Source organism: Rhizobium sp. CCGE531, assembly GCF_003627795.1.
Classification (GTDB): Bacteria; Pseudomonadota; Alphaproteobacteria; order Rhizobiales; family Rhizobiaceae; genus Rhizobium.
Map to the genome: position 1 here is coordinate 3,300,131 of NZ_CP032684.1, position 23,081 is coordinate 3,323,211.

A 23,081-nucleotide genomic window follows, 5' to 3' on the forward strand; every position below is an offset into this window, starting at 1 on the left:
CAACCTCCCGTCCCATGACTGCTGGGAATTCGCCCTGCCCTTTGCCGCCTGTTCAGGCAGCGGTCTTTTTCTTCAGGCCCGCCGCATAACGCATGATTTCCTGCTCGGAGATCTCTTCGCCTTCGAGCACGCCGACGATCCGGCCCTCGCGCATGACAGCGATCCGCGTGCACAGCCCGATCACCTCGGGCATTTCCGAGGAGATCACGATGATCGAATGCCCGTCGCGCGCCAGCGCCGAAATGAAATGATAGATCTGCTGCTTGGTGCCGACGTCGATGCCCCGCGTCGGCTCGTCGATGATGATGATCTGCGGCTCGGTCTCCATGACCTTCGCCAGAAGCAGCTTCTGCTGGTTGCCGCCGGACATGCGGCCGGCAACGATATTTCCGTCCCGAACCCGGATGTCGAAGCGGCGGCGCGCCCGCGCCAACGCATCCGCCTCGCTGGAGGCGCTCAGATAACCGAACTTGCCGTGCCGGTCGAGCGACTGGAGGGTCAGATTGACGACCATGCCCGAATTCAGCAGCAGACCCTTCGACTTGCGGTCCTTGGTCATATAGGCAAGCCCGGCATCGATGGCCGCATGCACGTCATGCGGCGGCACCGTTTGGCCGTTGGCCACAACGTCACCGGCAGCGCGCGAGCGCAGGCCGACGACCGCCTCCATCAGCTCGGTACGGCCCGAGCCGATCATCCCGGAAAAGCCGAGAATTTCGCCCTTGCGCAGCTCGAAGCTCGCATCATGGACGTAGCCCGTCGAAAGGGAAACGACGCTGAGCACGACCTTCTCATCGACATCGGGCTCGTTCTTGGCGGGATAGAGGCTCGAGAGCTCACGCCCGACCATCAGCTGGGCGATCGATTCGCCGTCGAGCAGCGAGGTCGGCGATGTCTTCACCCATTGGCCGTCGCGCAGCACCGTGACCCGATCCGTCAGCTCCATGACTTCATCGAGCTTGTGGGAAACGAAGACGAAACTCGTTCCCTTATCCCGCAGCTTGCGCACCTGCTTGAACAGGAAATTGGTCTCCTCGCGCGAGAGAACGGCGGTCGGCTCGTCCATGAAGACGATCCGCGCATCGCGGCTGATCGCCTTGGCGATTTCCACCATCTGCTTGTCGGCGATGGAGAGCGTGCTGATTATGGCGTTCTCGTCGACATGCGAGCCGAGAAGGTCGAGCACGCGCCGCGTTTCGGCGCGCATATGCTTGCGATCGAGCACGCCCAAGCGTGTGACTTCGCGGCCGAGAAACAGGCTCTCTGTGACGGTCAGATGCTCCGCAAGATTGAATTCCTGATGGATGATGACGATGCCGAGCGCCTCCGCGGCGCCGTTCGGCGGCAGCTTCACCGGCTTGCCATCGAGCAGGATCTCGCCTGATGTCGGCTGCTCGAAACCGGACAGGACCTTGACCAGCGTCGACTTGCCGGCGCCGTTTTCGCCCATGAGCGCGTGGATCTCGCCGGCCCGAAGATCGAAGTTGACGCTGAACAGCACCTGCACGCCGTTGAAGGATTTCGATATCCCTCGCGCAGACAGCACCACCGTACCGTCGACGGCTCCCAAACTCATTGAATCCTCCCCGCGGTCCCACCCGCTTTCCCTGTTGTGTAAACCTTTACATAACCTGTGTAAAGGTTTACATCATTGGATATCGCATAAATTTTCGCGGTCACCTTTGACCTCCACCGAAGTCTGTGTAGTCTCCAGCCCCAGACGAGACCCAAGGCAGAGCGCAGTGTCGAATTCCACGCCCGCAACTATCGAAGACGTCGCCCGAATTGCCAATGTTTCGATAGCAACGGTTTCGCGGGCAATCCATATGCCGGAGAAAGTCGCCAATTCGACGCGGCTGAAAGTCAATCAGGCGATCGCCATCACCGGTTATACCACCAATGCGGTGGCGCGCAGCCTCCGGCTCGGCCGATCGAACATGATTCTCGTCGTCGCGCCCGATATCGGCGACCCCAATTTCTCCAATATTCTCATCGGCCTGGAGAATGAGGCGCGTTCGCACGGCTACGGTATCCTCATCGGCCATACGCAGAACGATGCGCAGCGCGGGCTCGAATATCTGAAGTTCCTGAATTCCAACCAGGCGGCCGGATTGATCCTCTTCACCGGCATCCTGCCCTTCGGGCACCAGACGATGACGGCGCGGCTGCCGCCGAGCGTCGGCGTTTTCGAGCCGGTCTTCAATGGCGGCATTCCCTATGTCGGCGTTGATGATGTCGCAGGCGCGCGCAAGGCCATCGACCTGCTGATTGCCGAGGGTCATCGCAAGATCGCCTTCATCGGCGATTCCCGCACCCGCCTCGCCTATAGCCGCAGACGCATGGGCTATGAAGCCGGGCTCGATGCGGCCGGCATCGGTCATGACGTCCGCATCATCTTGGACGGCGACGGCACCATCGAAAGCGGGCGGCTCGCCGTCGAGCAGCTCTTCATGCGCGACACGCTGCCGACAGCCTTCATGTGCGTCAACGACCAGACGGCGATCGGCGTGATGATCGGCCTGAAGGCGCGCGGCTACGACATCCCCGAGGATTTCTCGGTGACCGGCTTCGACGACGTGCCGCAGGCCGTCTTCATGACGCCGTCGCTGACGACGATCCGGCAGCCGCGCACCGCCATCGGCAAGCATGCCATGGCGCTGCTGCTCGAACTGCTGTCGGATGGCGAGCCCGCCGAGACGGAAATCCTGTTGCGGCCGGACCTCGTGGTGCGAAACTCGGTGGCGGCGCCGGCGCGCACCCGCCGCTAGGGACGCATAGCCATGCCACTTGGTCGACTCGTCCTTTATGTCCGAGATGTGGAAGCGACGATCAGCTTTTACGAGAAGCATTTCGGGTTCAAACCGCTCCGGCAGGAGGGTGATCGGATTGTGGAGCTACTGGCGCAGGATGGCGGCGCCAATCTGATGATCCATCCAGCGGGCAAGGCGCAGAAAATGGGCCAGGTGCTGGTAAAACTGGTCTTCGACGTCGAACATGTCGAAGCTTTCCACGCGAAATGCGCGGAAGAAGGACTCGAGTTCGGCCCCGTCCATCAGGCCGACGGCTATCTCTACGCCAACGCCAAGGACCCTTCGGGAAATTCCATAGCTATTTCCAGCCGCGCATTCCGGCTGAAATCGGGAGGCGATGAACCACCGCCTCCCGAATTTATCGATCAAACATAGCGATTGACGATGTTTTCCAAGAGTTCCTGCTTGCCGGACTTGGGCTGCGGGTTGACGTCCTTGGTCTCGACCCACTGGGCGATCTGATCGAGCGAATATTCGCCGCGCAGCAGCTTCTGCCCTTCGGCCGAATCCCAGCCGGCGTAACGATCGGCGAGCGGCTTGGAGAGTGCCTTGTCCTCGATCATCTTGGCCGCCGCCTTCAGGCCGCGGGCGCAGCAATCCATGCCGCCGATGTGGCCAATCAACAGGTCTGCGGGATCGAGCGACTGACGGCGCAGCTTGGCGTCGAAGTTCGTGCCGCCGGTCTTGAAGCCGCCGCCTGCCAGAACCTGGTAGTATGCCAGCGTCATTTCCGGAACATTGTTCGGGAACTGGTCGGTATCCCAGCCGGACTGGTAGTCGTTGCGGTTCATGTCGATGGAGCCGAAGACGCCGAGCGCGTTGGCGAGCGCCAGCTCATGCTCGAAGGAATGGCCGGCGAGGATCGCATGGCCCTGCTCGATGTTGAGCTTCACTTCGTTTTCCAGGCCGTACTTCTTGAGGAAGCCGTAGACCGTGGCGACGTCGTAGTCATACTGGTGCTTGGTCGGCTCCTGCGGCTTCGGCTCGATCAGGATCGTGCCCTTGTAGCCGATCTTGTGCTTGTACTCGACGACGAGATTGAGGAAGCGGCCCATCTGGTCCAGTTCGCGCTTCAGGTCGGTGTTGAGCAGCGTCTCATAGCCCTCGCGGCCACCCCAGAGGACATAGTTCTCGCCATTGAGCTTGTGGGTGGCGTCCATGCAGGTCTTCACGGTCGCAGCCGAGAAGGCGAAGACGTCCGGATCCGGATTGGTCGCAGCACCCGACATGAAGCGGCGGTTCGAGAAGAGGTTCGCCGTACCCCAAAGCAGCTTCACGCCCGTATCGGCCTGCTTCTGGGCGAAATAGTCGACGATCTCGTTGAGGTTCTTGGTGTTTTCGGCGAAATTCTTGCCTTCCGGACGCACATCGGCATCGTGGAAGCAGTAGTAGGGAGCGCCGAGCAGGGTGAAGAATTCGAACGCAACGTCGGCCTTCAGCTTGGCGGCTTCCATCGTCTCGTTGAACCAGGGGCGAAGGAAGGTCTGACCGCCGAAGGGATCGCCGCCCGGCCAGGTGAAGGTGTGCCAGTAGGCGACGGCAAAGCGCAGATGCTCTTCCATACGCTTGCCGGCAACGACTTCGTCCTTGTTGTAATAGCGGAAGGCCAGCGGATTGGTGCTGTCGGGGCCTTCGTACTTTACGCTCTTGATGTCACCAAAAAATCCGGTGCTCATATCTCATCTCCTTGGGTTGGTATTTCGGTATTGTTGTTCATCTGTCGGCAACGCCCCCTCATCCGACCCTTCGGGCCACCTTCTCCCCGAGGGGAGAAGGTATGGGCGGCTGCCGCAAACTCGGTCTCACCCTCTCCCCTCGGAAAGAGGGCAGGGTGAGGGGGTCACCTCAAGCTATGCTCAGCGGCTTGATCGCCGGATAGACCGCCCGGTAGCGCTTGTAGGCATCCGCATAGGCATCCGTCAGCGACGCCACGGGATCGATCGTGCCGGCCGTCTGTGGCGGGGTACAGACCGCGACCGGATCGGCGCCGGTGGCCGCGATCAGGCCGAGGCGCGCGGCGCCGAAGGCCGCGCCGAAATCGCCGTCCGCCGGCAGGTCGACGGGCACGCCGAGCGCGGTGGCGATCGAGGCCAGCCAGTAGCGGGAGCGCGAGCCGCCGCCGATCGCGGTCACGCGCGCGATGTCAGTGCCGGCCGAGCGCAGCGCTTCCAGATTGTCGCGAATGGCGAAGGAGACGCCTTCGAGCACGGCTTGCGTCAGCACGGCGCGGCCGCTTTCATGGCCGAGGCCGATGAAGGCGCCGCGGATCGTCGCGTCGTTGTGCGGCGTGCGCTCGCCCGAGAGATAGGGAAGGAATGTAACGCTGGTCGGTGCCTTCAGCGTGTCGCCAAGCTCGGTGGTGAGTTCGGCGGCGGACTTGCCCGTCACATGCGAATGCCAGTTGAGCGCATCGGTTGCCGACAGAATGACGCCCATCTGGTGCCAGGTGTTCGGCAGTGCGTGGCAGAAGGCATGGACGGCGCTTTCCGGCTTCGGCAGATAGGAGCCGTTGGCCGCAAAGAGCACGCCCGAAGTCCCGAGCGAAACGAAAGCGGCGCCGTGGCTCACCGTGCCCATGCCGCAGGCCGAGGCCGCATTGTCCCCTGCCCCGCCGGCCACGACGACATCGCCGCCGATACCCCATTTCGAGGCCAGCTCGCCGCGCAGCTTGCCGGCAACGTCGGTACCTTCGACCAGGGTCGGCATCTGCTTCTCATCGAGATTGGTCGCCGCCAAAAGCTCGGAAGACCATTTGCGCTTGCCGGTATCGAGCCAGGAGGTGCCGGCCGCGTCAGACATTTCCGACATGTGCTCGCCGGTCAGCCACAGGCGCAGATAATCCTTCGGCAACAGCACCCAACGCACCCTCGCGAAAATCTCCGGCTCATGCTTGGCGACCCATGCGAGCTTCGGGGCGGTAAAGCCCGGAAAGACGATATTGCCTGTCAGCGCGCGGAAGCGTGGATCGGCGTCAAGCGCGGCGGCTTCCTGATAGCTGCGGGTGTCGTTCCAGAGGATGCAGGGGCGCAGCACCTTGTCGTCGGCATCGAGCAGCGTCGCGCCATGCATCTGGCCGGAAAGGCCGATGCCGCGCACGGCAGCCAGCTCTTTCGGATGCGCCGCCTTCAGCCCGGCAACGGCTTCCTCCGTCGCCCGGATCCAGTGGGCCGGATCCTGCTCCGACCAGCCGGGATGTGGGCGCGACACATCAAGCCCGCCATTGGCCGAGCCGATGATCTTCTGATTGCCGTCGATCAGCATCGCTTTGACGCCGGACGTTCCGAGATCGAGACCCAAATACATCAGATGTAACTCCCTATGCTCTGCCGCGTTCGAATGCTCAGGGCAGATTGTCCTTCAAGAAAATATCGAGGCGGATGCGCTCTTGATCGGCGATGACGGCCTGGCCGTCGGCGGTCGCCTTCATGACGCGGATGGCGCTGCGCACTTCATGGCCGGCATCCTGGTTGAGAACGGCATCGACCGTGCCGTCCACCAGTGCTGCACGCGTATGCTGCGTCAGTTCATGCACGACAACGGTCAGTTCGCGCTCGGGCCTGACGGCTTTCAGGGCCGCGATCAGGCCCCTGTTGCCGGCGCCGAGATTGTAGATGCCGATAATGTCCCGGCTTTCGGACAAGGCCCTGGAAACGAGCGATCCGGCGAGTTCCGGATCGTCACGCCCTTCCAATACGGGCAGCAGCCGCAGCCTGGGAAACTCCTCGGCCATGACGTCGGAGAAACCCTGAAGACGCTCGCGATGGTCGCGCACCAGCATGGAACCGGCAAGAACGGTAATTTCACCCTCGTGGCCGCCAAGGAATCGCCCGAGCAGCCGGGCAGCTGTGCGGCCGGCGGCGATGTTGTCGATGCCGGCGTAGTGATGCCGGACGGAATCGGTCAGATCGGAAACAAGCGTTACGACGGGGATGCGCTCGGAGACCAGCCGGCCGACCGCCGACCGCACCTCGGGCGCGTCGGTCGCCACCAGGGCGACCCCGGCGATATCCTGCCCCTGCAATGCGTCGAGCGCCGCCACCAGCGCCGGCACATCGAAGGGTGGCACCTCGACGATGCGGATATCCGTGCGCTCTATGCTCGCCCGCAAAGTCGCATGATGCACCTCTGAACGCAGGCCATGCATGAAGGAATTGTCGCCTGTCGGCACGATGAATACGAGAGGATAGACACGGCCCTTGGCCAGATTGGCGGCAGCGACGTCGCGAATATAGCCGATCTCGCGAATAGCGGCCTCCACCTTCTCCCGCGTTACCAGCCGCACGCCCGGCCGCTGGTTCAAGACGCGGTCCACGGTGGCGAGGCTGACGCCCGCGGTGGCGGCGATATCATGCACGGTCGGTCTCATCGGCTCCTCCTGCCGCAATCCTTTACCGCCATTTCTGATGTACGTAAATCAAAAATTTCCGGCCGCTCGATTTTCCACCGATGGCCATAAATAAAAAAAGGCCCCTCACGAGGAGGGGCCATGCCTTGGGAGCATTCTTGAAGCGCTGGATCAATGGCCTCCACCTCCACCGCCACCGCCGCCTGTCGGGCTCGGTTTGCTCAACATGAGCACGCCGAGGATCATCGCCAGGAACAGCACGGTCAGCATCAGGAAGATATCCCCGAAGGACATGACGACCGCCTGCCGCGTCGCCATGTTGACCATCTGTTTCAACGCGGCCTGCTCGCCGTCGAGGCCGGCTGCGTTGAAGTTGGCGGCCATGTTGTTCAATTGGGTGACGGCGGCATGGCTGCCCCAATGAATATGGTCGCGCAGGCTGAAGTAATGCTGGTCCTGCCGGTTCGTCAGCAGGGTGTTGATAATGGCAAGACCCACGGCACCGCCCAGATTACGGGTCAGGTTGAACAGGCCGGACGCGCCGCGCATGCGCGCCGGCGGCATGGTTCCGAGCGCGATGTTGTTGATCGGCACCATGCAGAGCATCAGACCGAAGCCGCGCAGGATCTGGGGAATCATCAATTCCCAGAAATCCCAGTCCGTCGTCAGGTGCATCATGATGTAGGTACCGGCAGAGAAACTGGTGAAGCCGATGATCATCAGGATGCGAAGATCGACCCTGCTCGCAAGGAAGCCGGCCAGCGGCGCCGTGAAGAACATGGCAAGGCCGGACACGAACATCGTCTCGCCGATCTGCAGGGAGTCGTAGCCGCGGATACGCCCCAGGAAAACCGGATAGATATAGGTCAGGCCATAAAGGCCGATACCCATCACGAAGGAGAACATCGAGCCGAACGCGAAATTCTTGTTCGTGAAGGCCCTGAGATCGACCACGGGGAATTCCACCGTAAAGGCACGGTAGAAGAAGATGATCGCTCCGATCGCCGAGGCTATCGCACCCGCGACGATGAAGTTATCGTTGAACCAGTCGTTGGTATTACCTTCTTCGAGAACATATTCCAGAGCGCCCAGAAAAACGCCCATGGAAAAAAGTCCCCACCAGTCGAATTTCTTCATCAGCGACAGTTCGGGCTTGTCGAAATCGATAAAGTTCCAGGTGACGATGGTGACGACGATACCCGGGGGGATGTTGACCAGGAACAGCCAGTGCCAGGAAAAGGCGTTGGAAAGATAGCCGCCCACGGTCGGGCCTATGGTGGGCGCGAGCGTCGCGATCAGACCGATGATCGGCGAGACGACATTGCGCTTGGATGGCGGGAAGATCGTGAATGCCGCCGCGAACACGGAAGGGATCATGCCGCCGCCGATGAACCCCTGGATGGCACGGTAGATGATCATCTGGTCGATATTCGTCGCGGTCGCGGCAAGCGCGCTCGCTGCGGTGAAGCCGGCGGCCGAGATCGCGAAGAGGTAGCGCGTCGAGATGATGCGCGCCAGCGTTCCCGACAGCGGGATCATGATGACTTCGGCGATCAGATAGGCCGTCTGCACCCAGCCGATCTCATCCGAGCCGGCGCTGAGGCCGGCCTGGATTTCGCTAAGCGAGGCGGAGACGATCTGAATGTCGAGGATCGACATGAACATGCCGAGCACCATCGCCAGAAAGGCGATGAGTTTTTTCGTCTCGATATGATCCGCCGCTGGTGCGGCGGGCCCGGCCGCGCGTGGAGGCGACCCGGCTGTAGTGCTGGCGGACGACATGATGCGTCTCTCCCGAGCTTGATCGCTTACTTGTCCGGCGCCGTGCGGGTGTCGACGTCAACGACGACGCTGAGGCCCGCGCGCAAACGGCCGGTATTGAGCGCATCCTGCGGCAATGCGATGCGGACAGGCATGCGCTGGATGATCTTGGTGAAATTACCCGTCGCATTTTCCGGCGGCAGCAGCGAGAAAACCGAGCCGGAAGCCGGCGAGATCGACTCGACGGTGCCGACGATCGGATGGTCGCTATAGGCATCGACGTGAATATTGACCTTGGAACCGGGAACCAGATGCTGGATCTGCGTTTCCTTGAAATTCGCGTCGATATAAAGCTGGCGGATCGGCACGATCGCCATCAGCTTCTGGCCGGGAGAGACAAGGTCGCCCTCCTGCACCGAGCGATTGCCGACGATGCCGTCATAGGGCGCCTTCAGCACGGTGAACGACAGGTCACGGGAGGCCTTGTCGCGAGCGGCTTCCAGCCCCTTGATCGTGCTTTCGGCCTGCCGGCGCTGGGCCTGCAGCAGGTTGATATTGGCCTGCGCCGAAGCGATGGCGGCATCGCCGCCGACCAGGTTGGCCTTGGCTTGGTCGAGCGCGATGTTGGCGCTATCCAAGGCGGCCGTGGTGCCGACCGACTTCGACTGCAGTTCGGCAGCGCGCGTCTGGGTGATCTGCGCGCCACGGACTGTGGCTTGCAGGGCAACCTTCTGTGCCTGCGACTGCGCAAGAGCGGCCTGGCCGGCTGCGATCTGTGCATCGATGGTATGGAGCGAAAGCTGTTCGGTATCGAGTGAGGCCTGAGCCTGTTCCAGCGCCAGCTTGTAATCGCCGTCGTCGAGCGTCGTGAGAACGTCGCCGGCCTTGACCTGCTGGTTGGCAACGACGTTCACCTTGGCGACGTAGCCGGTAACCTTCGGCTGGATGGTCGCGATGTCGCCGCCGATATAGGCGTCATCGGTCGAGACCATGAAGCGGCCGTTCGTCCACCACTCATAGCCGTACCAGCCACCAGCTGCGAGAGCGACGACAAGGATGATCGGAAAAGCCAGGCTGCGCCGCTTCTTCTCCGGCGGCGGTGGGGCCGCAGGGACCGGAGCAGTGGGCGCAGCCTGGGCGGGGGCAGGATTGCCGCGCGTTTCGGCCACGGGAGTCTCGGCAGACACGCCGGCTTCCCGGGCTTCCACCTCGGCATCGGCGGGCTCGTCCACGATGCGCGCTACATTGTTTCCATGACTTGACGACATTGCCTTACCACCGAAATTCTGGCTAAATTAATCGAACCGAACGGTTCAGTTCAATTGACATAGAGCCTTTTTCATTCCATATCAAGAGATATCGAACTGAGCGGTTCGATTTATTTGGCGAATCTGTTTAAGATTCAGAAAAAATGATCGAGTGAAGGAGACAATGAAACACGAATCGCAAAATGCCGCTGTGTTGAACGCGCCCGCACCAGGTTCCGGTGGACGTTGGGCGGCGGGCGAAGATCCGGTCAAACGCCATCAAATTCTGGAAGGCGCCAAACGCGTTTTCATGAAGATGGGCTTCGATGCGGCGAGCATGAACGATGTCACCCGCGAGGCCGGCGTCTCTAAGGGCACGCTTTACGTCTATTTCGCCAACAAGGAAGACCTGTTCGCCGCCATGGTAAACAGTGAACGCGCGCATTTCGTCGAAATCGTGCGTGCCGCCCTTGTCGACGATGTCGACATTGCATCCAGCCTTCTTGAATTCGGCAAGGTGTTTGCGACGCACGTCACGTCGGATAAGACCATCAGCGCCATGCGGACCGTTGTCGGCGTGCGCGAACGCATGCCGTCGCTCTGTCAACGCTTCTTCACCGGCCCCGACAATCTGCGTACCGTCTTGCGTGGCTTTCTGGAGCGCAAGGCCGAGGCGGGCAGCGTGGAGATACAGGATTTTGACCTAGCCGCGCGCCAATTCCTTGAGATGGCCAGCGGCGGCTACTTCAAACTGCGGCTGTTCGGCGACATGGATGCCCCTCCTTCGATAGAGGAAATCGATTATGTCGTGCGCGGCGCCGTGCGCGTCTTCCTCGCGGCTTACGGCACCGATCGCCGCAGTCGAGACTGACTGCCCTTCCCTGTTGCCTGCGAATGGAGGCACACAACTCCGCAACGGCGATCAAGCATCGCCGCCATCGGAAGCCTATGACTGGCCCGGCAACCAGGGGAGTTTGGCATGAGCGCGATCGGAAGAGCGATATGGTTTATCGAAAGCCATTTTGCATCCGACATCTCGCTCGACGAGATTGCCGAGACGGCCGGTCTGTCGCGCTATCATCTGTCGCGCGTCTTCGGACTGACGACAGGCCATTCAATCAGCGGCTATATCCGGAGCCGCCGCCTCAGCGGGGCAGCTCTCGCCCTGATCGAAAGTTCTTCTTCCATTCTCCAGGTTGCCCTCGATGCGGGCTACGGCTCGCACGAGGCCTTCACCCGTGCCTTCCGCGAGCAGTTCGGCATGACGCCGGAAAGCCTGCGCAAGCAGGGGCACGTTTGCAACCTAGCTCTACAGGAGCCGATCAGAATGGACGACACCCGCCTTCCCAAGCTTGACGCCCCGCGCTTCGAGACCCATCCCGCTATGCTGCTTGCCGGCCTTGCGGAAACCTATGCCTATGAGGCCACGCAGGCGATCCCATCGCTCTGGCAGAAATTCAACCAGCATTTCGGCCATATTCCCGGCCAGGTCGGCAATGTCGCTTACGGTGTGTGCACCCAGGCGGAGGAAGGCAGCGAAGGCTTTCGCTATATGTCCGCCGCGGAGGTAACCAGTACCGACGACCTGCCTGAAGGCTTCGTCGCCATGAGATTGCCGCAGCAGCGTTATGCGATCTTCACGCATCGGGGCCATATTTCCGGCATCTCCGCCACCGTGCACCAGATCTTCGGCGAATGGCTCCCGCAATCGGGCCAGCGGCACGCCGGCACGCCCGACATGATGGAACGCTACGACGAGCGCTTCGACCCGCGCACGGGCACGGGCGTGACGGAGATATGGATCCCCCTGAAAGCCTAGAAACAAAGCCCGGAAACAGGGCCGCCGCCGCCACGAAATTGGCGGCGGCGCTTGTACGGACGACGTCGCTCCTTACATTACGGCCATTCTGGAGAGGCCGGAGCTGGGGGTCAGCATCGGCGAATGCTGGCAAAAGGGGAAGTCGTTTATGGATATTGTTGGGCTGCTACAGGATCCCGCCGCGTGGGTGGCGCTCGTCACGCTCGTCGTCATGGAGGTCGTCCTCGGCATCGACAACCTCATCTTCATCTCGATCCTGACCAACAAGCTGCCGGCCGAACATCGCGACAGGGCACGCAAGATCGGTATCGGCCTTGCCCTTGTCATGCGCCTTGCCCTGCTCGGCACGGTCGCCTGGATCGTGCAGCTCACGCAACCCGTCTTTGAGATCTACGGCCAGGGCTTCTCCTGGAAGGACATGATCCTGATCGGCGGCGGCCTTTTCCTCGTCTGGAAGGCGACGAAGGAGATCCATCACAATGTCGACCCCCAGGAACAGGGCGAGGATTTCATCGCCAAATCGACGACCTCGACCTTCGCCTCGGCCATCGGCCAGATCCTGCTGCTCGACCTGGTCTTCTCGATCGACAGCATCATCACCGCCGTCGGCATGACGCCACATCTGCCGATCATGTTCGTCGCCGTCATCGCCGCCGTCACCGTAATGCTGGTGGCCGCAAACCCGCTCGCCAATTTCATCGAGAAGAACCCGAGCATCGTCATGCTCGCGCTCGCCTTCCTGCTGATGATCGGCACGACGCTGATCGCCGAAGGCATGGGCGTACACGTGCCCAAGGGCTACATCTACGCCGCGATGGCCTTCTCGGCGCTGGTGGAAGTGCTCAATATGCTGGCACGCAACCGCCGGAAAAAGGCATCCGGCAGCCATTGATCGCGAAAGCCGCACCCCGAAACGGGTGTGGCTTTCATATCGTCTGATCAGTCCTGAACAGTGATGTCGACCCACTGGCCGATGTCACCGTGTCCGTAGATATCGACCTTGATCCAGACGTTGCCGCGAACGATGAGGTTCCCGGCGTCGTTGGCGATATTGCCGTCTGCCAGCATGGCTTCCAGCTTCTGTCGATTGGACGCCTGCGAGAAGAAGCTGTCGCCCTGGTCGCCACGGTCGCGGCGGCGATAGGCGTGATAGTTCGCGCGGTCCTGGCGGATGATCTGCCAGGGCGCCGTCAGGCGCTCTCCCTTGGAGTTGTAAAGATCGTCGCTGCCGATATAGGCGCGGTAGGATTCGATCAGGCGCGCCGAACCGTCGCGCTTAATTGTCGACTGGGCCGCAGCGACGTCGATCATCGAGACCGCCAATAACAAGCTCAAAATCAATTTTTTCATTGTATCCCCACGGTGAACGATTGAAGACCTATTTCGCTACTGCCGCGAAAATTGCAAATCAAATTGGGCAAGCGTAAGGCTTTTATCCCGAAGCCCTTACGAAGGGTAAAGACGCTTCATGAATTCGCGAGGCCGGCTCCTTTCGATGCAGCATGATGTCCTTGGCATCTCGACCCGCTACGGCGCAGTTTCCCTTGACGTCACCCGTTGAATATGGCCTAAGGCCAGCCATACGGAAAACGCTGATAGAAGCGGCAAGACGCCCTTTTCCCACCGATTTCCTGATCCAGATAGACATTTTCGGCTGGACGGCGCTTGTCCCAGGCGCGGCCCGGCCTTTTATGACGGGCAAACAAAATGACCACTTCAGGCGTTCGCGTCCGCATCGCACCCTCTCCCACCGGCGAACCGCATGTCGGCACCGCCTATATCGCGCTGTTCAATTACCTCTTCGCCAAGAAACACGGCGGCGAGTTCATCCTGCGCATCGAGGATACCGACGCGACCCGCTCCACCCCGGAATTCGAGACCAAGGTGCTCGATGCGCTGAAATGGTGCGGCCTGAAATGGTCCGAAGGCCCCGATATCGGTGGCCCCTACGGCCCCTATCGCCAGAGCGACCGCAAGGAACTCTACAAGCCCTATGTCGAACAGATCGTCACGGCCGGTCACGGCTTCCGCTGCTTCTGCACGCCGGAGCGCCTGGAAAAAATGCGCGAGGCGCAGCGCGCCGCCGGCCTGCCGCCGAAGTATGACGGCCACTGTCTGAATCTTTCGGCCGAGGAAGTCACCTCGCGCGTTGCTGCCGGCGAGCCACATGTCGTGCGCATGAAGATCCCGACCGAGGGCTCCTGCAAGTTCCATGACGGCGTCTACGGCGATGTCGAAATCCCGTGGGATGCCGTCGACATGCAGGTTCTACTCAAGGCCGACGGCATGCCGACCTATCACATGGCCAACGTCGTCGACGACCATCTGATGAAGATCACCCATGTCGCGCGCGGAGAAGAGTGGCTCGCCTCGGTGCCGAAGCACATCCTGATCTATCAGTATCTCGGATGGGAACCGCCTGTTTTCATGCACCTGTCGCTGATGCGCAATGCCGACAAGTCGAAGCTGTCGAAGCGCAAGAACCCGACGTCCATCTCCTATTATACGGCCCTCGGCTATATCCCCGAGGCGCTGATGAACTTCCTCGGCCTGTTCTTCATCCAGATCGCCGAAGGTGAAGAACTTCTGAGCATGGACGAGCTTGCCGCACAATTCGACCCGGAAAACCTCTCCAAGGCCGGCGCGATCTTCGACATCCAGAAGCTTGATTGGCTGAACGGCCGCTGGATCCGCGAAAAGCTCTCGGAGGAAGAATTCCAGCACCGCGTCCTGACCTGGGCGATGGAAAACGCCCGCCTGAAGGAAGGCCTGAAGCTCTCGCAGTCGCGCATCACCAAGCTTGGCGAGCTGCCCGACCTCGCCGGCTTCCTGTTCAAGTCCGACCTCAACCTCGATCCCTCGGCTTTCGCCAGGATCAAGTCGACGCCGGAAGAACTGCTCGAAATCCTGAACACGGTACAGCCCGATCTCGAAAAGATCCTCGAATGGAATGTCGAGACGATCGAAGCCGAGCTGCGCGCCATCGCCGACCGCATGGGCAAGAAGCTGAAGGTCATCGTTGCGCCGCTTTTCGTTGCTGTCTCGGGCTCCTCGCGTTCCCTACCGCTTTTCGATAGCATGGCAATCCTCGGCCGTTCCGTCGTGCGTCAGCGGCTGAAACTTGCCGCGCAGACCGTTGCGACCCTCGTCGGCCCGAAGAACTGAACCGGACTTAGAACCATGAACGACAAGACCGAAACCGCTACCCTCTCCTCCGACGCAACAGAAGTTCGCGCGCAGAAGCTGAAGCTGCTGCGCGAGCAGATCGGCGACGTCTATCCGGCGCATTTCCACCGGACGCTGACCAACGCCGAACTCGCAGCGAAATACGAAGGCCTGGAGCCGGATACGGAAACCGGCGATGTCGTCACCGTTGCCGGCCGCGTCTATTCCTCGCGCAATTCCGGCATGTTCATGGACATCCATGACGCCGCTGCCAAGATCCAGATCTTCAGCCACAAGGACGTAACAGGCGAAGAGGCCCGCGCCCTGCTGCCGATGATCGACATCGGCGACATCATCGGCGTCACCGGCGTCGTGCGCCGCACCAAGCGCGGCGAGCTGACGATCAATGCGCGTGAGATCACCATGCTGACCAAGTCGCTGCTGCCGATGCCGGAAAAGTGGCATGGTCTCTCCGACATCGAGCTGCGCTATCGCAAGCGCCATCTCGACATCATGACCAACGAGGAATCGAAGCTCCGCTTCCAGCAGCGCAGCCGCATCGTCTCCGGCATCCGCCGCTTCATGGAAAATGACGGCTTCATGGAAGTCGAGACGCCGATGCTGCATTCGGTCTATGGCGGCGCCACCGCTGAGCCATTCAAGACGCATCACAACACGCTGAAGCTCGACATGTACCTGCGCATCGCGCCGGAACTGTTCCTGAAGCGCACCCTTGTGTCCGGCCTCACCGACAAGGTCTTCGAGATCAACCGCAACTTCCGCAACGAAGGCGTCTCCACCCGGCACAATCCCGAATTCACCATGATGGAGTGCTATTGGGCCTACGCCGATTACGAGGACATCATGGACCTCGTCGAGCGGCTGTTTTCGACGCTCGCCATGTCGATCCACGGCAGCACCGAATTCGCCTTCGGCGACAAGCAGATCTCCTTCAAGGGTCCGTTCCGTCGCGTACCGATGCCCGACGCCGTCAAGGAAGCGACCGGCATCGACTTCCTGGCGATCAAGACCGATGAGGAGGCACGCGATGCTTCCAAGGCCGCCGGCTTCGCTGTCGAGAAGGACGCGACCTGGGGCGAATGCCTTGCCTTCATCTTCGAAGAGAAGGTCGAGGGCACTCTGATCCAGCCGGCGCACGTCACCCACTTCCCGAAGGACATCTCGCCCTTCGCCAAGGAAGTGCCCGGCGAGCCGCGTCTCGTCGAGCGCTTCGAGACCTATTGCAACGCCTGGGAACTCGGCAATGCCTTCTCGGAACTCAACGATCCGGAAGAGCAGCGCGCCCGCATGGTCGAGCAGCTCGAGCAGGCGCATGCGCGCGGCGAAAAGCAGAAGGAACTGGACGAAGAGTTCCTCGATGCGATCGATCAGGGCATGCCGCCGGCAGGCGGTCTCGGCATCGGCGTGGACCGCCTCATCATGCTTTTGACCAACTCGCCGTCGATCCGCGACATCATTCTCTTCCCGGCCCGTCGCAGCAAGGTCGATTGATCAAGCCAGCAATTTCAGGCGCCAGGCAAGCGAGGGAAACGACGCTGCCTGGCGCTTTTCTTTTCGAGCAAATTCCAGGAAAGCGCGTGGCGCTTTTCCGTCCGGAATTGCGTAAGAACAAACAGATGGGGCGTTTCAGCGTTTCGCGGAACCGCCCCATCTGGAATAGCGCCGGTGGCGTCAGTTCGTGACGGGCGACCGGCGGTCGGCGGCACCCGTCATAGTCGGATCCAGTCGCGATGACGGGGCCTTCTCCTTGCTGCGGGCGTCGGCGCCGATGAACTCGCCGTTCTCGTCATAGCCGGGCTGCACATTGCCGGTCGATTTCGGCTCCGGCAATAACGGCTTGGCATCTTGCCCTTCTTCTTTCGCCGTTGCCTTTTCTTCCGCTGCGATCGCCGCTTTCATCTTGTCCTTCTTCGCGGTCCCGCCAGCATTGTCGGCCGTCAGCGCGTTGTCGCAATCGCTATAGTCCTTCAATCCGGCAAGCGCGGCATCGATATCCTGCGGCAGCATGGTGATCTGCTCGCCGTAAAACAGGCCGGCATTGCTCGCGCCGCCGTCATAGTAGCGTGCCGTCACCGGCGCCTCGGGGCTGCCGTCGGCAAGCTTGTCCGAGTGCGGCACGTAGACCACATCCGCCCCCAGCGCCCGGCCGCGTATATCGGAGCGCAGTGTCGGTCCGTTCCTGTCGAGGACCACAACCTGAACGAGATCCGGCTTCTGCTCCTGATACACCGCCTTGGCGACCCGGAGCGCGGTTCTGACCCGCGTCAGGCCGTCGGTCGGTTCCGTGCGGATATATTTACGCACCCAGAAGCGATTTTCCTTGCGGATGGTAACGAGATTGACGTCCATGCACTGAAGCCCGTTGGGGGATGCGGATGCGAGGCCGAGCAATCTGTCCTTGCCGACACAAAGCGCCAAAACGCCGGAGGAGCCCACGAGAAAGGCCACTCCGCCGATCATGACGACAAACTTCCGGTGTGCCCGGAAAATGTGCAGTAAGGCGCTCACGCCAACTGCTCCAGCATAGACCACTCCAAACCGACAAAGATGATCAACCCTCACGTTAGGGAGAGGGCGTTTCGGAATACTTAAAACGGGCGCAAAACTTGCAACTCTGACGGCATAGTTACCAAAAAAGGTCCAAATTTTCACAGCAATGAGGGGTGCTTGCCTTCCACGCCGCGAGCATGCTCTAACCAAAGCATGGCCTTCACCCTGAGACAGCTGCAATACTTCGTCGCCGTGGCCGAACAAGGCTCCGTGACGCGCGCCGCGCAGAACCTCTCCATCTCGCAATCTTCCGTCACGGAAGCCCTCAAGGAACTCGAAGGCGATCTTGGTGTCGAGCTGTTCGAGCGTCATCCGCGCGGACTGTCCATCACCCATAATGGTCACCAGTTCCTGCGCCATGCGACGAAGATTTTAGCGACCGTTTCCGATGCGCGCACCAGCTTTTCCGGCAAGCGGAACGAGGCCGGCGGCACGCTGAACATCGGCGTGACCTCGCTCGTCGCCGGCTATGTTCTGTCCGATCTTCTGGCCCGCTATCGCCGCGCCTGCCCCGGCGTCGAGGTCAGCGCCATCGAGGACAATGGCGGCTATCTGGAGCATCTTCTGGTGGGCGGAGAACTCGACGTCGCCGTCATGGTCATTTCCAACCTGCGCGACCGGATGGCCCTGCAGGCCGAAATCCTCGAGACGTCGCCCTATCGCCTCTGGCTGCCGATGGGCCACCCCCTCGTCTCGGCCGATATCATCAGCGTTGCCGACATCAGCCGCGAACCGCTGATCATGCTGACCATCGACGAGATCGAGGAGAACACCGGCAAGCTCTTGATCGCACTCGGCGCCCGCCCCCATGTCGCCTTCCGCACCCGCTCGGTCGAGGCGGTGCGCAGCCTTGTCGCCACCGGCGCGGGCGTCGCCCTCCTACCTGATCTCGTCTACCGCCCCTGGTCGCTGGAAGGCGATCGCATCGAAAGCCGCGATGTTTCCGGCTCTCTGCCGGTCGTGCAGGTCGGTATGGTCTGGCGCAAGGGATCGAGCCTTCCCCAGGCCGCGCGCGACTTCGTCGGCGTCGCCGAAAGCATGCGCTCGGGACGCCAGCGCTAGCAGGGAGCTAGTCCTTGCTCATGCGTAGGCACAGCCAGGAATCGGAAATTCCGATACTGCCTTTCTGATAAATGAATTTGCGAATGCGGCGAAAACGCGTCACCTTTTCTTCCGGGAACAAGAAGCCAGCCACTGGCTCCACAAAATCAAGGCTCAAAAACCGGGAGAGTCCGATGAAGCATCTGCTGAAATCATGCACGGCCGCATTCGCGTGCCTCAGTTTCGCAACGCAGGTCATTGCCGCCGAGCCGTTGAAGGTGCTCGGCAAGGGCGAAGGCGCCGTCAGCATCGTCGCGTGGGCCGGCTATATCGAGCGCGGCGAAAGCGACAAGAATTACGATTGGGTCACCGGCTTCGAGAAGGAAACCGGCTGCAAGGTCAGCGTCAAGACAGCAGCGACATCGGACGAAATGGTCGCGCTGATGAACGAAGGCGGCTTCGACCTCGTGACCGCTTCCGGTGACGCTTCGCTGCGGCTCGTTGCCGGCAAGCGCGTCCAGCCGATCAATACAGATCTGATTCCGAGCTGGAAAAACCTCGACGACCGCCTGAAGAATGCTCCCTGGCATACGGTCAACGGCGTTCATTACGGCGTGCCCTATCTCTGGGGGCCGAACGTGCTGATGTACAACACCGCCGCCTTCAAGGGTCAGGCGCCGAAGAGCTGGAACGTCGTCTTCGAAGAAATGAACCTGCCTGATGGCAAGTCCAACAAGGGCCGCGTGCAGGCCTATGACGGCCCGATCTATATCGCCGATGCCGCCCTCTACCTCATGGCCCACAAGCCCGAGTTGGGCATCAAGGATCCCTACGAGCTTAACGAAGACCAGTACAAGGCTGCCCTCGAGCTGCTGCGCGGTCAGCGCAAGATCGTCAGCCGTTACTGGCATGACGCGATGATCCAGACCGACGACTTCAAGAACGAGGGCGTCGTCGCCTCCGGTTCCTGGCCGTTCCAGGTCAACCTCTTGCAGTCCGACAAACAGAAGATCGCCTCCACCTTCCCCGACGAGGGAACGACCGGCTGGGCCGATACCACCATGCTGCATGCCGACAGCGAGCATCCGAACTGCGCCTATATGTGGATGGAGCACTCGCTGCAGGCCAAGGTTCAAGGCGACGCGGCCGCCTGGTTCGGCGCCGTACCCTCGGTTCCGGCAGCCTGCAAGGGCGATGAACTCCTCACCGACAGCGGCTGCGCTACCAACGGCTATGATCATTTCGACAAGATCAAGTTCTGGAAGACGCCTGTCGCGAAATGCAGCGCGCAGAGCGAATGCGTGCCCTATCACCGCTGGGTTTCCGACTATATCGGCGTGATCGGCGGCCGGTAAAGTTCGCAGGGCTTATACCTTCTCCCCTCGGGGAGAAGGTGGCCCGAAGGGTCGGATGAGGGGGTAGTGCGGCATCGGAAGGGTTGCTTTTCGCTTACCGCTCAAAGCCCGCCTCGCGCCCCCCTCATCCGCCCTATCGGGCACCTTCTCCCCAAGGGGAGAAGGGAAAAACCAACATTCCTGGAGCACCCCAATGAACGCCGTTCGTTTCCAGCAGGTGTCGCGCCATTTCGGCCAGGTCCGCGCCGTGGACCGCGTCGATCTGGAGATCGCGCCCGGCGAATTCTTCGCCATGCTCGGCCCTTCCGGTTCCGGCAAGACCACTTGCCTGAGATTGATTGCCGGCTTCGAGCAACCCACCGGCGGCCATATCGAGATCTTCGGCGAAACCGCCGAAGGCGTGCCGCCCTACAGGCGCAACGTCAACACGGTCTTCCAGGACTATGCCTTGTTTCCGCATCTCAACATCCTCGACAACGTCGCCTATGGGCTGATGGTCAAGGGTGTCGGCAAGAGCGAACGGCTGCGCGCCGCCGAACAGGCGCTGGAGCTGGTGAAACTGCCGGGCTATGGCGCCCGTCGCCCCGGCCAGCTCTCCGGCGGCCAGCGCCAGCGCGTGGCGCTCGCCCGCGCCCTCGTCAACAAGCCGAAGGTCCTGCTCCTCGATGAGCCGCTCGGCGCGCTGGACCTGAAATTGCGCGAGCAGATGCAGGAGGAGCTGAAGAGCCTGCAGCGCGCGCTCGGCATCACCTTCGTCTTCGTCACCCACGATCAGGGCGAAGCATTGTCGATGGCCGACCGCGTCGCCGTCTTCAACGATGGCCGCATCGTGCAGCAGGGCACACCGCACGACATCTATCAACAGCCGAAAACTCGCTTCGTTGCCGATTTCGTCGGCTCCTCCAATGTCATCGCCCCCGAAGTCATGTCGTCGCTCGGCGGCGAGCGGCGCTGGGCAAGCCTGCGCCCCGAGGCCATCCGGTTGACTGAGGAGAGCGGCGTGGCGGCCACCGTGAAAGCGACAAGCTTTCTCGGTGCCGCTACCCGCCTCTCTGTCGAGGCCAATGGCGCACGCCTGCATGTGACTGTGCCAGCCGGCCAGTCGGCACCCGATACCGGCGCTGCGGTCCGCCTCGCATGGCTGCCAGCGGATGTGCACTACATGGATGGCGCCGCATGAACGCCGCCACCTTCCCCGCCTCGACGAAGCAAGCGCCGGCCTCGATCCTTCCCAGCCGCGGCGGCGTCTTCGGCCGCCTCTCCGATCTCTTCTGGCGCCGTCCGAAACTGCTGCTGTTCCTGATGCTGACGCCGCCACTACTCTGGCTCGGCATCATCTATATCGGCTCGCTGATCGCGCTTTTGCTGCAGAGCTTCTTCTCGATCGACGACTTCTCGGGAATGGTGAACTACGAATTCACGCTGTCGACCTATGCACAGCTCCTCAATACAGCCAATTTCGACATCATCGTGCGCACGGTGGTCATGGCGGCCCTCGTCACCATCGCCTCCGCCTTCGTCGCCTTCCCGATCGGCTATTACGCCGCACGTTATGCGCAGGGCAAATGGAAGGCGCTGTTTTATCTCGGTGTCATGCTGCCGCTCTGGTCGAGCTATCTGGTCAAGGTCTATGCCTGGAAGCTGATCCTCGCCAAGGAAGGCATCCTCACCTGGATCTTCGACAAGCTGCATCTGAGCTGGCTGCTCGACGGCGTGCTCGCTCTGCCCGTCATCGGCGGCAACTCGCTCTCGGTCAGCTATATCGGCACCTTCCTCGTCTTCGTCTATATCTGGCTGCCTTACATGATCCTGCCGACGCAGGCCGCGCTCGAGCGCGTGCCGGCCAATCTGCTGGAAGCCTCGTCCGATCTCGGCGCGACGCCGAACCAGACCTTCCGTACGGTGCTGCTGCCGCTGGCATTGCCGGGTGTCGTCGCCGGCTCCATCTTCACCTTCTCGCTGACCTTGGGCGACTACATCATCCCGCAGATCATCGGTTCCTCGCGCCTCTTCATCGGCCAGGCCGTCTATGCGCAGCAGGGAACCGCCGGCAACGTGCCGCTGGCCGCAGCCTTCTCGGTGGTGCCGATCGTCATCATGGCCATCTATCTCTGGATCGCCAAAAAGCAGGGAGCTTTCGATGCGCTCTGATCGTGGCCAGCGCGCCTCCTTCCCCTTAAAGATCGCAGCCGCAGGCGGCCTGCTCTTTCTTCACCTGCCGATCCTCCTCATCTTCGTCTATGCCTTCACGACGGAGGAAAAAAGCTATCAGTGGCCGCCGCCGGGCCTCACCCTGCAATGGTTCGGCATCGCCTGGAACAGGCCCGATGTCTGGTCGGCGCTGGCGCTTTCGGTGCAGGTCGCGACCATCGCAACGATCATCGCGCTCTTGCTCGGCACGCTCTGCGCCGCCGCCGTCAGCCAGACGAAGTTCTTCGGCCGCGAGGCAATCTCGCTGCTGGTCATCTTGCCGATCGCGCTGCCCGGCATCATCACCGGTATCGCATTGCGCTCCGCCTTCAGCCTGTTCGACATTCCATTCTCAGTCTGGACCATCGTTCTCGGCCATGCGACCTTCTGCGTCGTCGTTGTCTATAACAATGCCGTCGCCCGTTTCCGCCGTACCTCCGGTTCGCTGATCGAGGCGTCGATGGATCTCGGCGCCGATGGTTTCCAGACTTTCCGCCATATTGTCCTGCCGAATATCGGCACGGCGCTGCTTGCCGGCGGCATGCTCGCCTTCGCGCTCTCCTTCGACGAAGTCATCGTCACCACCTTCACCGGCGGCCAGCAGATGACCTTGCCGATCTGGATGCTGGAAGAACTCATACGCCCACGCCAACGACCGGTGACCAACGTCGTCGCCATGGTCGTGGTGCTTGTCACCTTCCTGCCGATCCTGGCAGCCTACTATCTTACCCGCGACGGCGACCAGATCGCCGGCGGCGGTAAATGAAAGGGAGATAA

Annotated in this window: 20 protein-coding genes; 12 read left to right on the plus strand and 8 right to left on the minus strand. The window is 61.4% G+C overall.

Annotated features, from left to right (window positions below; translation table 11 throughout):
- Nucleotides 1-52 precede the first annotated feature (52 nt).
- Entirely contained in the window at nt 53-1,576 is a 1,524-nt protein-coding gene (locus CCGE531_RS16085) for a sugar ABC transporter ATP-binding protein (RefSeq protein ID WP_120665078.1), read from the minus strand.
- 166 nt (nt 1,577-1,742) lie between these two features.
- Between CCGE531_RS16085 and CCGE531_RS16090 the strand changes: the two genes are divergently transcribed.
- Nucleotides 1,743-2,768 (plus strand): LacI family DNA-binding transcriptional regulator, encoded by a 1,026-nt coding sequence (locus CCGE531_RS16090; protein WP_120665079.1) that lies wholly within the window; start codon nt 1,743-1,745, stop codon nt 2,766-2,768.
- Nucleotides 2,769-2,780: 12 nt separating this feature from the next.
- The gene (locus CCGE531_RS16095; RefSeq protein ID WP_120665080.1) at nt 2,781-3,185 is read left to right on the plus strand and encodes a VOC family protein; all 405 of its coding nucleotides are present in this window, start codon (nt 2,781-2,783) and stop codon (nt 3,183-3,185) included.
- On the opposite strand, the gene xylA is transcribed toward CCGE531_RS16095, so the two are convergent.
- From xylA to CCGE531_RS16120, 5 genes are all read right to left on the minus strand, one after another.
- Nucleotides 3,176-4,486, minus strand: a complete 1,311-nt coding sequence (xylA, locus tag CCGE531_RS16100; RefSeq protein ID WP_120665081.1) for a xylose isomerase — start codon at nt 4,484-4,486, stop codon at nt 3,176-3,178. The genes CCGE531_RS16095 and xylA overlap by 10 nt on opposite strands.
- 169 nt (nt 4,487-4,655) lie before the next feature.
- Nucleotides 4,656-6,113, minus strand: a complete 1,458-nt coding sequence (gene xylB / locus CCGE531_RS16105) for a xylulokinase (RefSeq protein WP_120665082.1) — start codon at nt 6,111-6,113, stop codon at nt 4,656-4,658.
- A gap of 37 nt (nt 6,114-6,150) precedes the next feature.
- Nucleotides 6,151-7,176, minus strand: coding sequence for a LacI family DNA-binding transcriptional regulator (locus CCGE531_RS16110; RefSeq protein WP_120665083.1), 1,026 nt, complete (start codon nt 7,174-7,176; stop codon nt 6,151-6,153).
- A 150-nt stretch (nt 7,177-7,326) separates the two neighbouring features.
- Entirely contained in the window at nt 7,327-8,940 is a 1,614-nt protein-coding gene (locus CCGE531_RS16115) for a DHA2 family efflux MFS transporter permease subunit (protein WP_205586504.1), read from the minus strand.
- 23 nt (nt 8,941-8,963) lie between these two features.
- Complete coding sequence (locus CCGE531_RS16120) at nt 8,964-10,184, minus strand: HlyD family secretion protein (protein ID WP_120665085.1); 1,221 nt, start codon at nt 10,182-10,184, stop codon at nt 8,964-8,966.
- A 163-nt stretch (nt 10,185-10,347) separates the two neighbouring features.
- Between CCGE531_RS16120 and CCGE531_RS16125 the strand changes: the two genes are divergently transcribed.
- From CCGE531_RS16125 to CCGE531_RS16135, 3 genes are all read left to right on the plus strand, one after another.
- Complete coding sequence (locus CCGE531_RS16125) at nt 10,348-11,034, plus strand: TetR/AcrR family transcriptional regulator (protein WP_120665086.1); 687 nt, start codon at nt 10,348-10,350, stop codon at nt 11,032-11,034.
- A 108-nt stretch (nt 11,035-11,142) separates the two neighbouring features.
- The gene (locus tag CCGE531_RS16130; protein WP_120665087.1) at nt 11,143-11,982 is read left to right on the plus strand and encodes an AraC family transcriptional regulator; all 840 of its coding nucleotides are present in this window, start codon (nt 11,143-11,145) and stop codon (nt 11,980-11,982) included.
- Nucleotides 11,983-12,130: 148 nt separating this feature from the next.
- Complete coding sequence (locus tag CCGE531_RS16135; RefSeq protein ID WP_120665088.1) at nt 12,131-12,874, plus strand: TerC family protein; 744 nt, start codon at nt 12,131-12,133, stop codon at nt 12,872-12,874.
- 47 nt (nt 12,875-12,921) lie between these two features.
- Here CCGE531_RS16135 and CCGE531_RS16140 read toward each other — a convergent pair whose 3' ends face one another.
- The gene (locus tag CCGE531_RS16140) at nt 12,922-13,332 is read right to left on the minus strand and encodes a hypothetical protein (protein ID WP_120665089.1); all 411 of its coding nucleotides are present in this window, start codon (nt 13,330-13,332) and stop codon (nt 12,922-12,924) included.
- 357 nt (nt 13,333-13,689) lie between these two features.
- Between CCGE531_RS16140 and gltX the strand changes: the two genes are divergently transcribed.
- Nucleotides 13,690-15,147 (plus strand): glutamate--tRNA ligase, encoded by a 1,458-nt coding sequence (gltX, locus tag CCGE531_RS16145; RefSeq protein ID WP_120665090.1) that lies wholly within the window; start codon nt 13,690-13,692, stop codon nt 15,145-15,147.
- 15 nt (nt 15,148-15,162) lie between these two features.
- Nucleotides 15,163-16,659 (plus strand): lysine--tRNA ligase, encoded by a 1,497-nt coding sequence (gene lysS, locus CCGE531_RS16150; protein WP_120665091.1) that lies wholly within the window; start codon nt 15,163-15,165, stop codon nt 16,657-16,659.
- Between the two features lie 180 nt (nt 16,660-16,839).
- On the opposite strand, the gene CCGE531_RS16155 is transcribed toward lysS, so the two are convergent.
- On the minus strand, nt 16,840-17,676 hold the full coding sequence (locus CCGE531_RS16155) for a hypothetical protein (protein ID WP_120665092.1): 837 nt from the start codon (nt 17,674-17,676) through the stop codon (nt 16,840-16,842).
- Between the two features lie 195 nt (nt 17,677-17,871).
- Between CCGE531_RS16155 and CCGE531_RS16160 the strand changes: the two genes are divergently transcribed.
- The 5 genes from CCGE531_RS16160 to CCGE531_RS16180 all read left to right on the plus strand — a co-directional run bounded on the left by CCGE531_RS16160 (nt 17,872) and on the right by CCGE531_RS16180 (nt 23,070).
- Complete coding sequence (locus CCGE531_RS16160) at nt 17,872-18,780, plus strand: LysR substrate-binding domain-containing protein (RefSeq protein WP_120665093.1); 909 nt, start codon at nt 17,872-17,874, stop codon at nt 18,778-18,780.
- A gap of 173 nt (nt 18,781-18,953) precedes the next feature.
- Entirely contained in the window at nt 18,954-20,114 is a 1,161-nt protein-coding gene (locus CCGE531_RS16165; protein WP_120665094.1) for an ABC transporter substrate-binding protein, read from the plus strand.
- Between the two features lie 193 nt (nt 20,115-20,307).
- Nucleotides 20,308-21,294, plus strand: coding sequence for an ABC transporter ATP-binding protein (locus CCGE531_RS16170; RefSeq protein WP_120665095.1), 987 nt, complete (start codon nt 20,308-20,310; stop codon nt 21,292-21,294).
- Complete coding sequence (locus CCGE531_RS16175; RefSeq protein WP_120665096.1) at nt 21,291-22,265, plus strand: ABC transporter permease; 975 nt, start codon at nt 21,291-21,293, stop codon at nt 22,263-22,265. The genes CCGE531_RS16170 and CCGE531_RS16175 overlap by 4 nt, the downstream gene beginning before the upstream one ends.
- A complete protein-coding gene (locus CCGE531_RS16180) occupies nt 22,255-23,070 on the plus strand; it encodes an ABC transporter permease (protein WP_120665097.1) in 816 nt (271 codons plus the stop codon). Before CCGE531_RS16175 ends, CCGE531_RS16180 begins: the two co-directional genes overlap by 11 nt.
- The last annotated feature ends 11 nt before the right edge of the window (nt 23,071-23,081 follow it).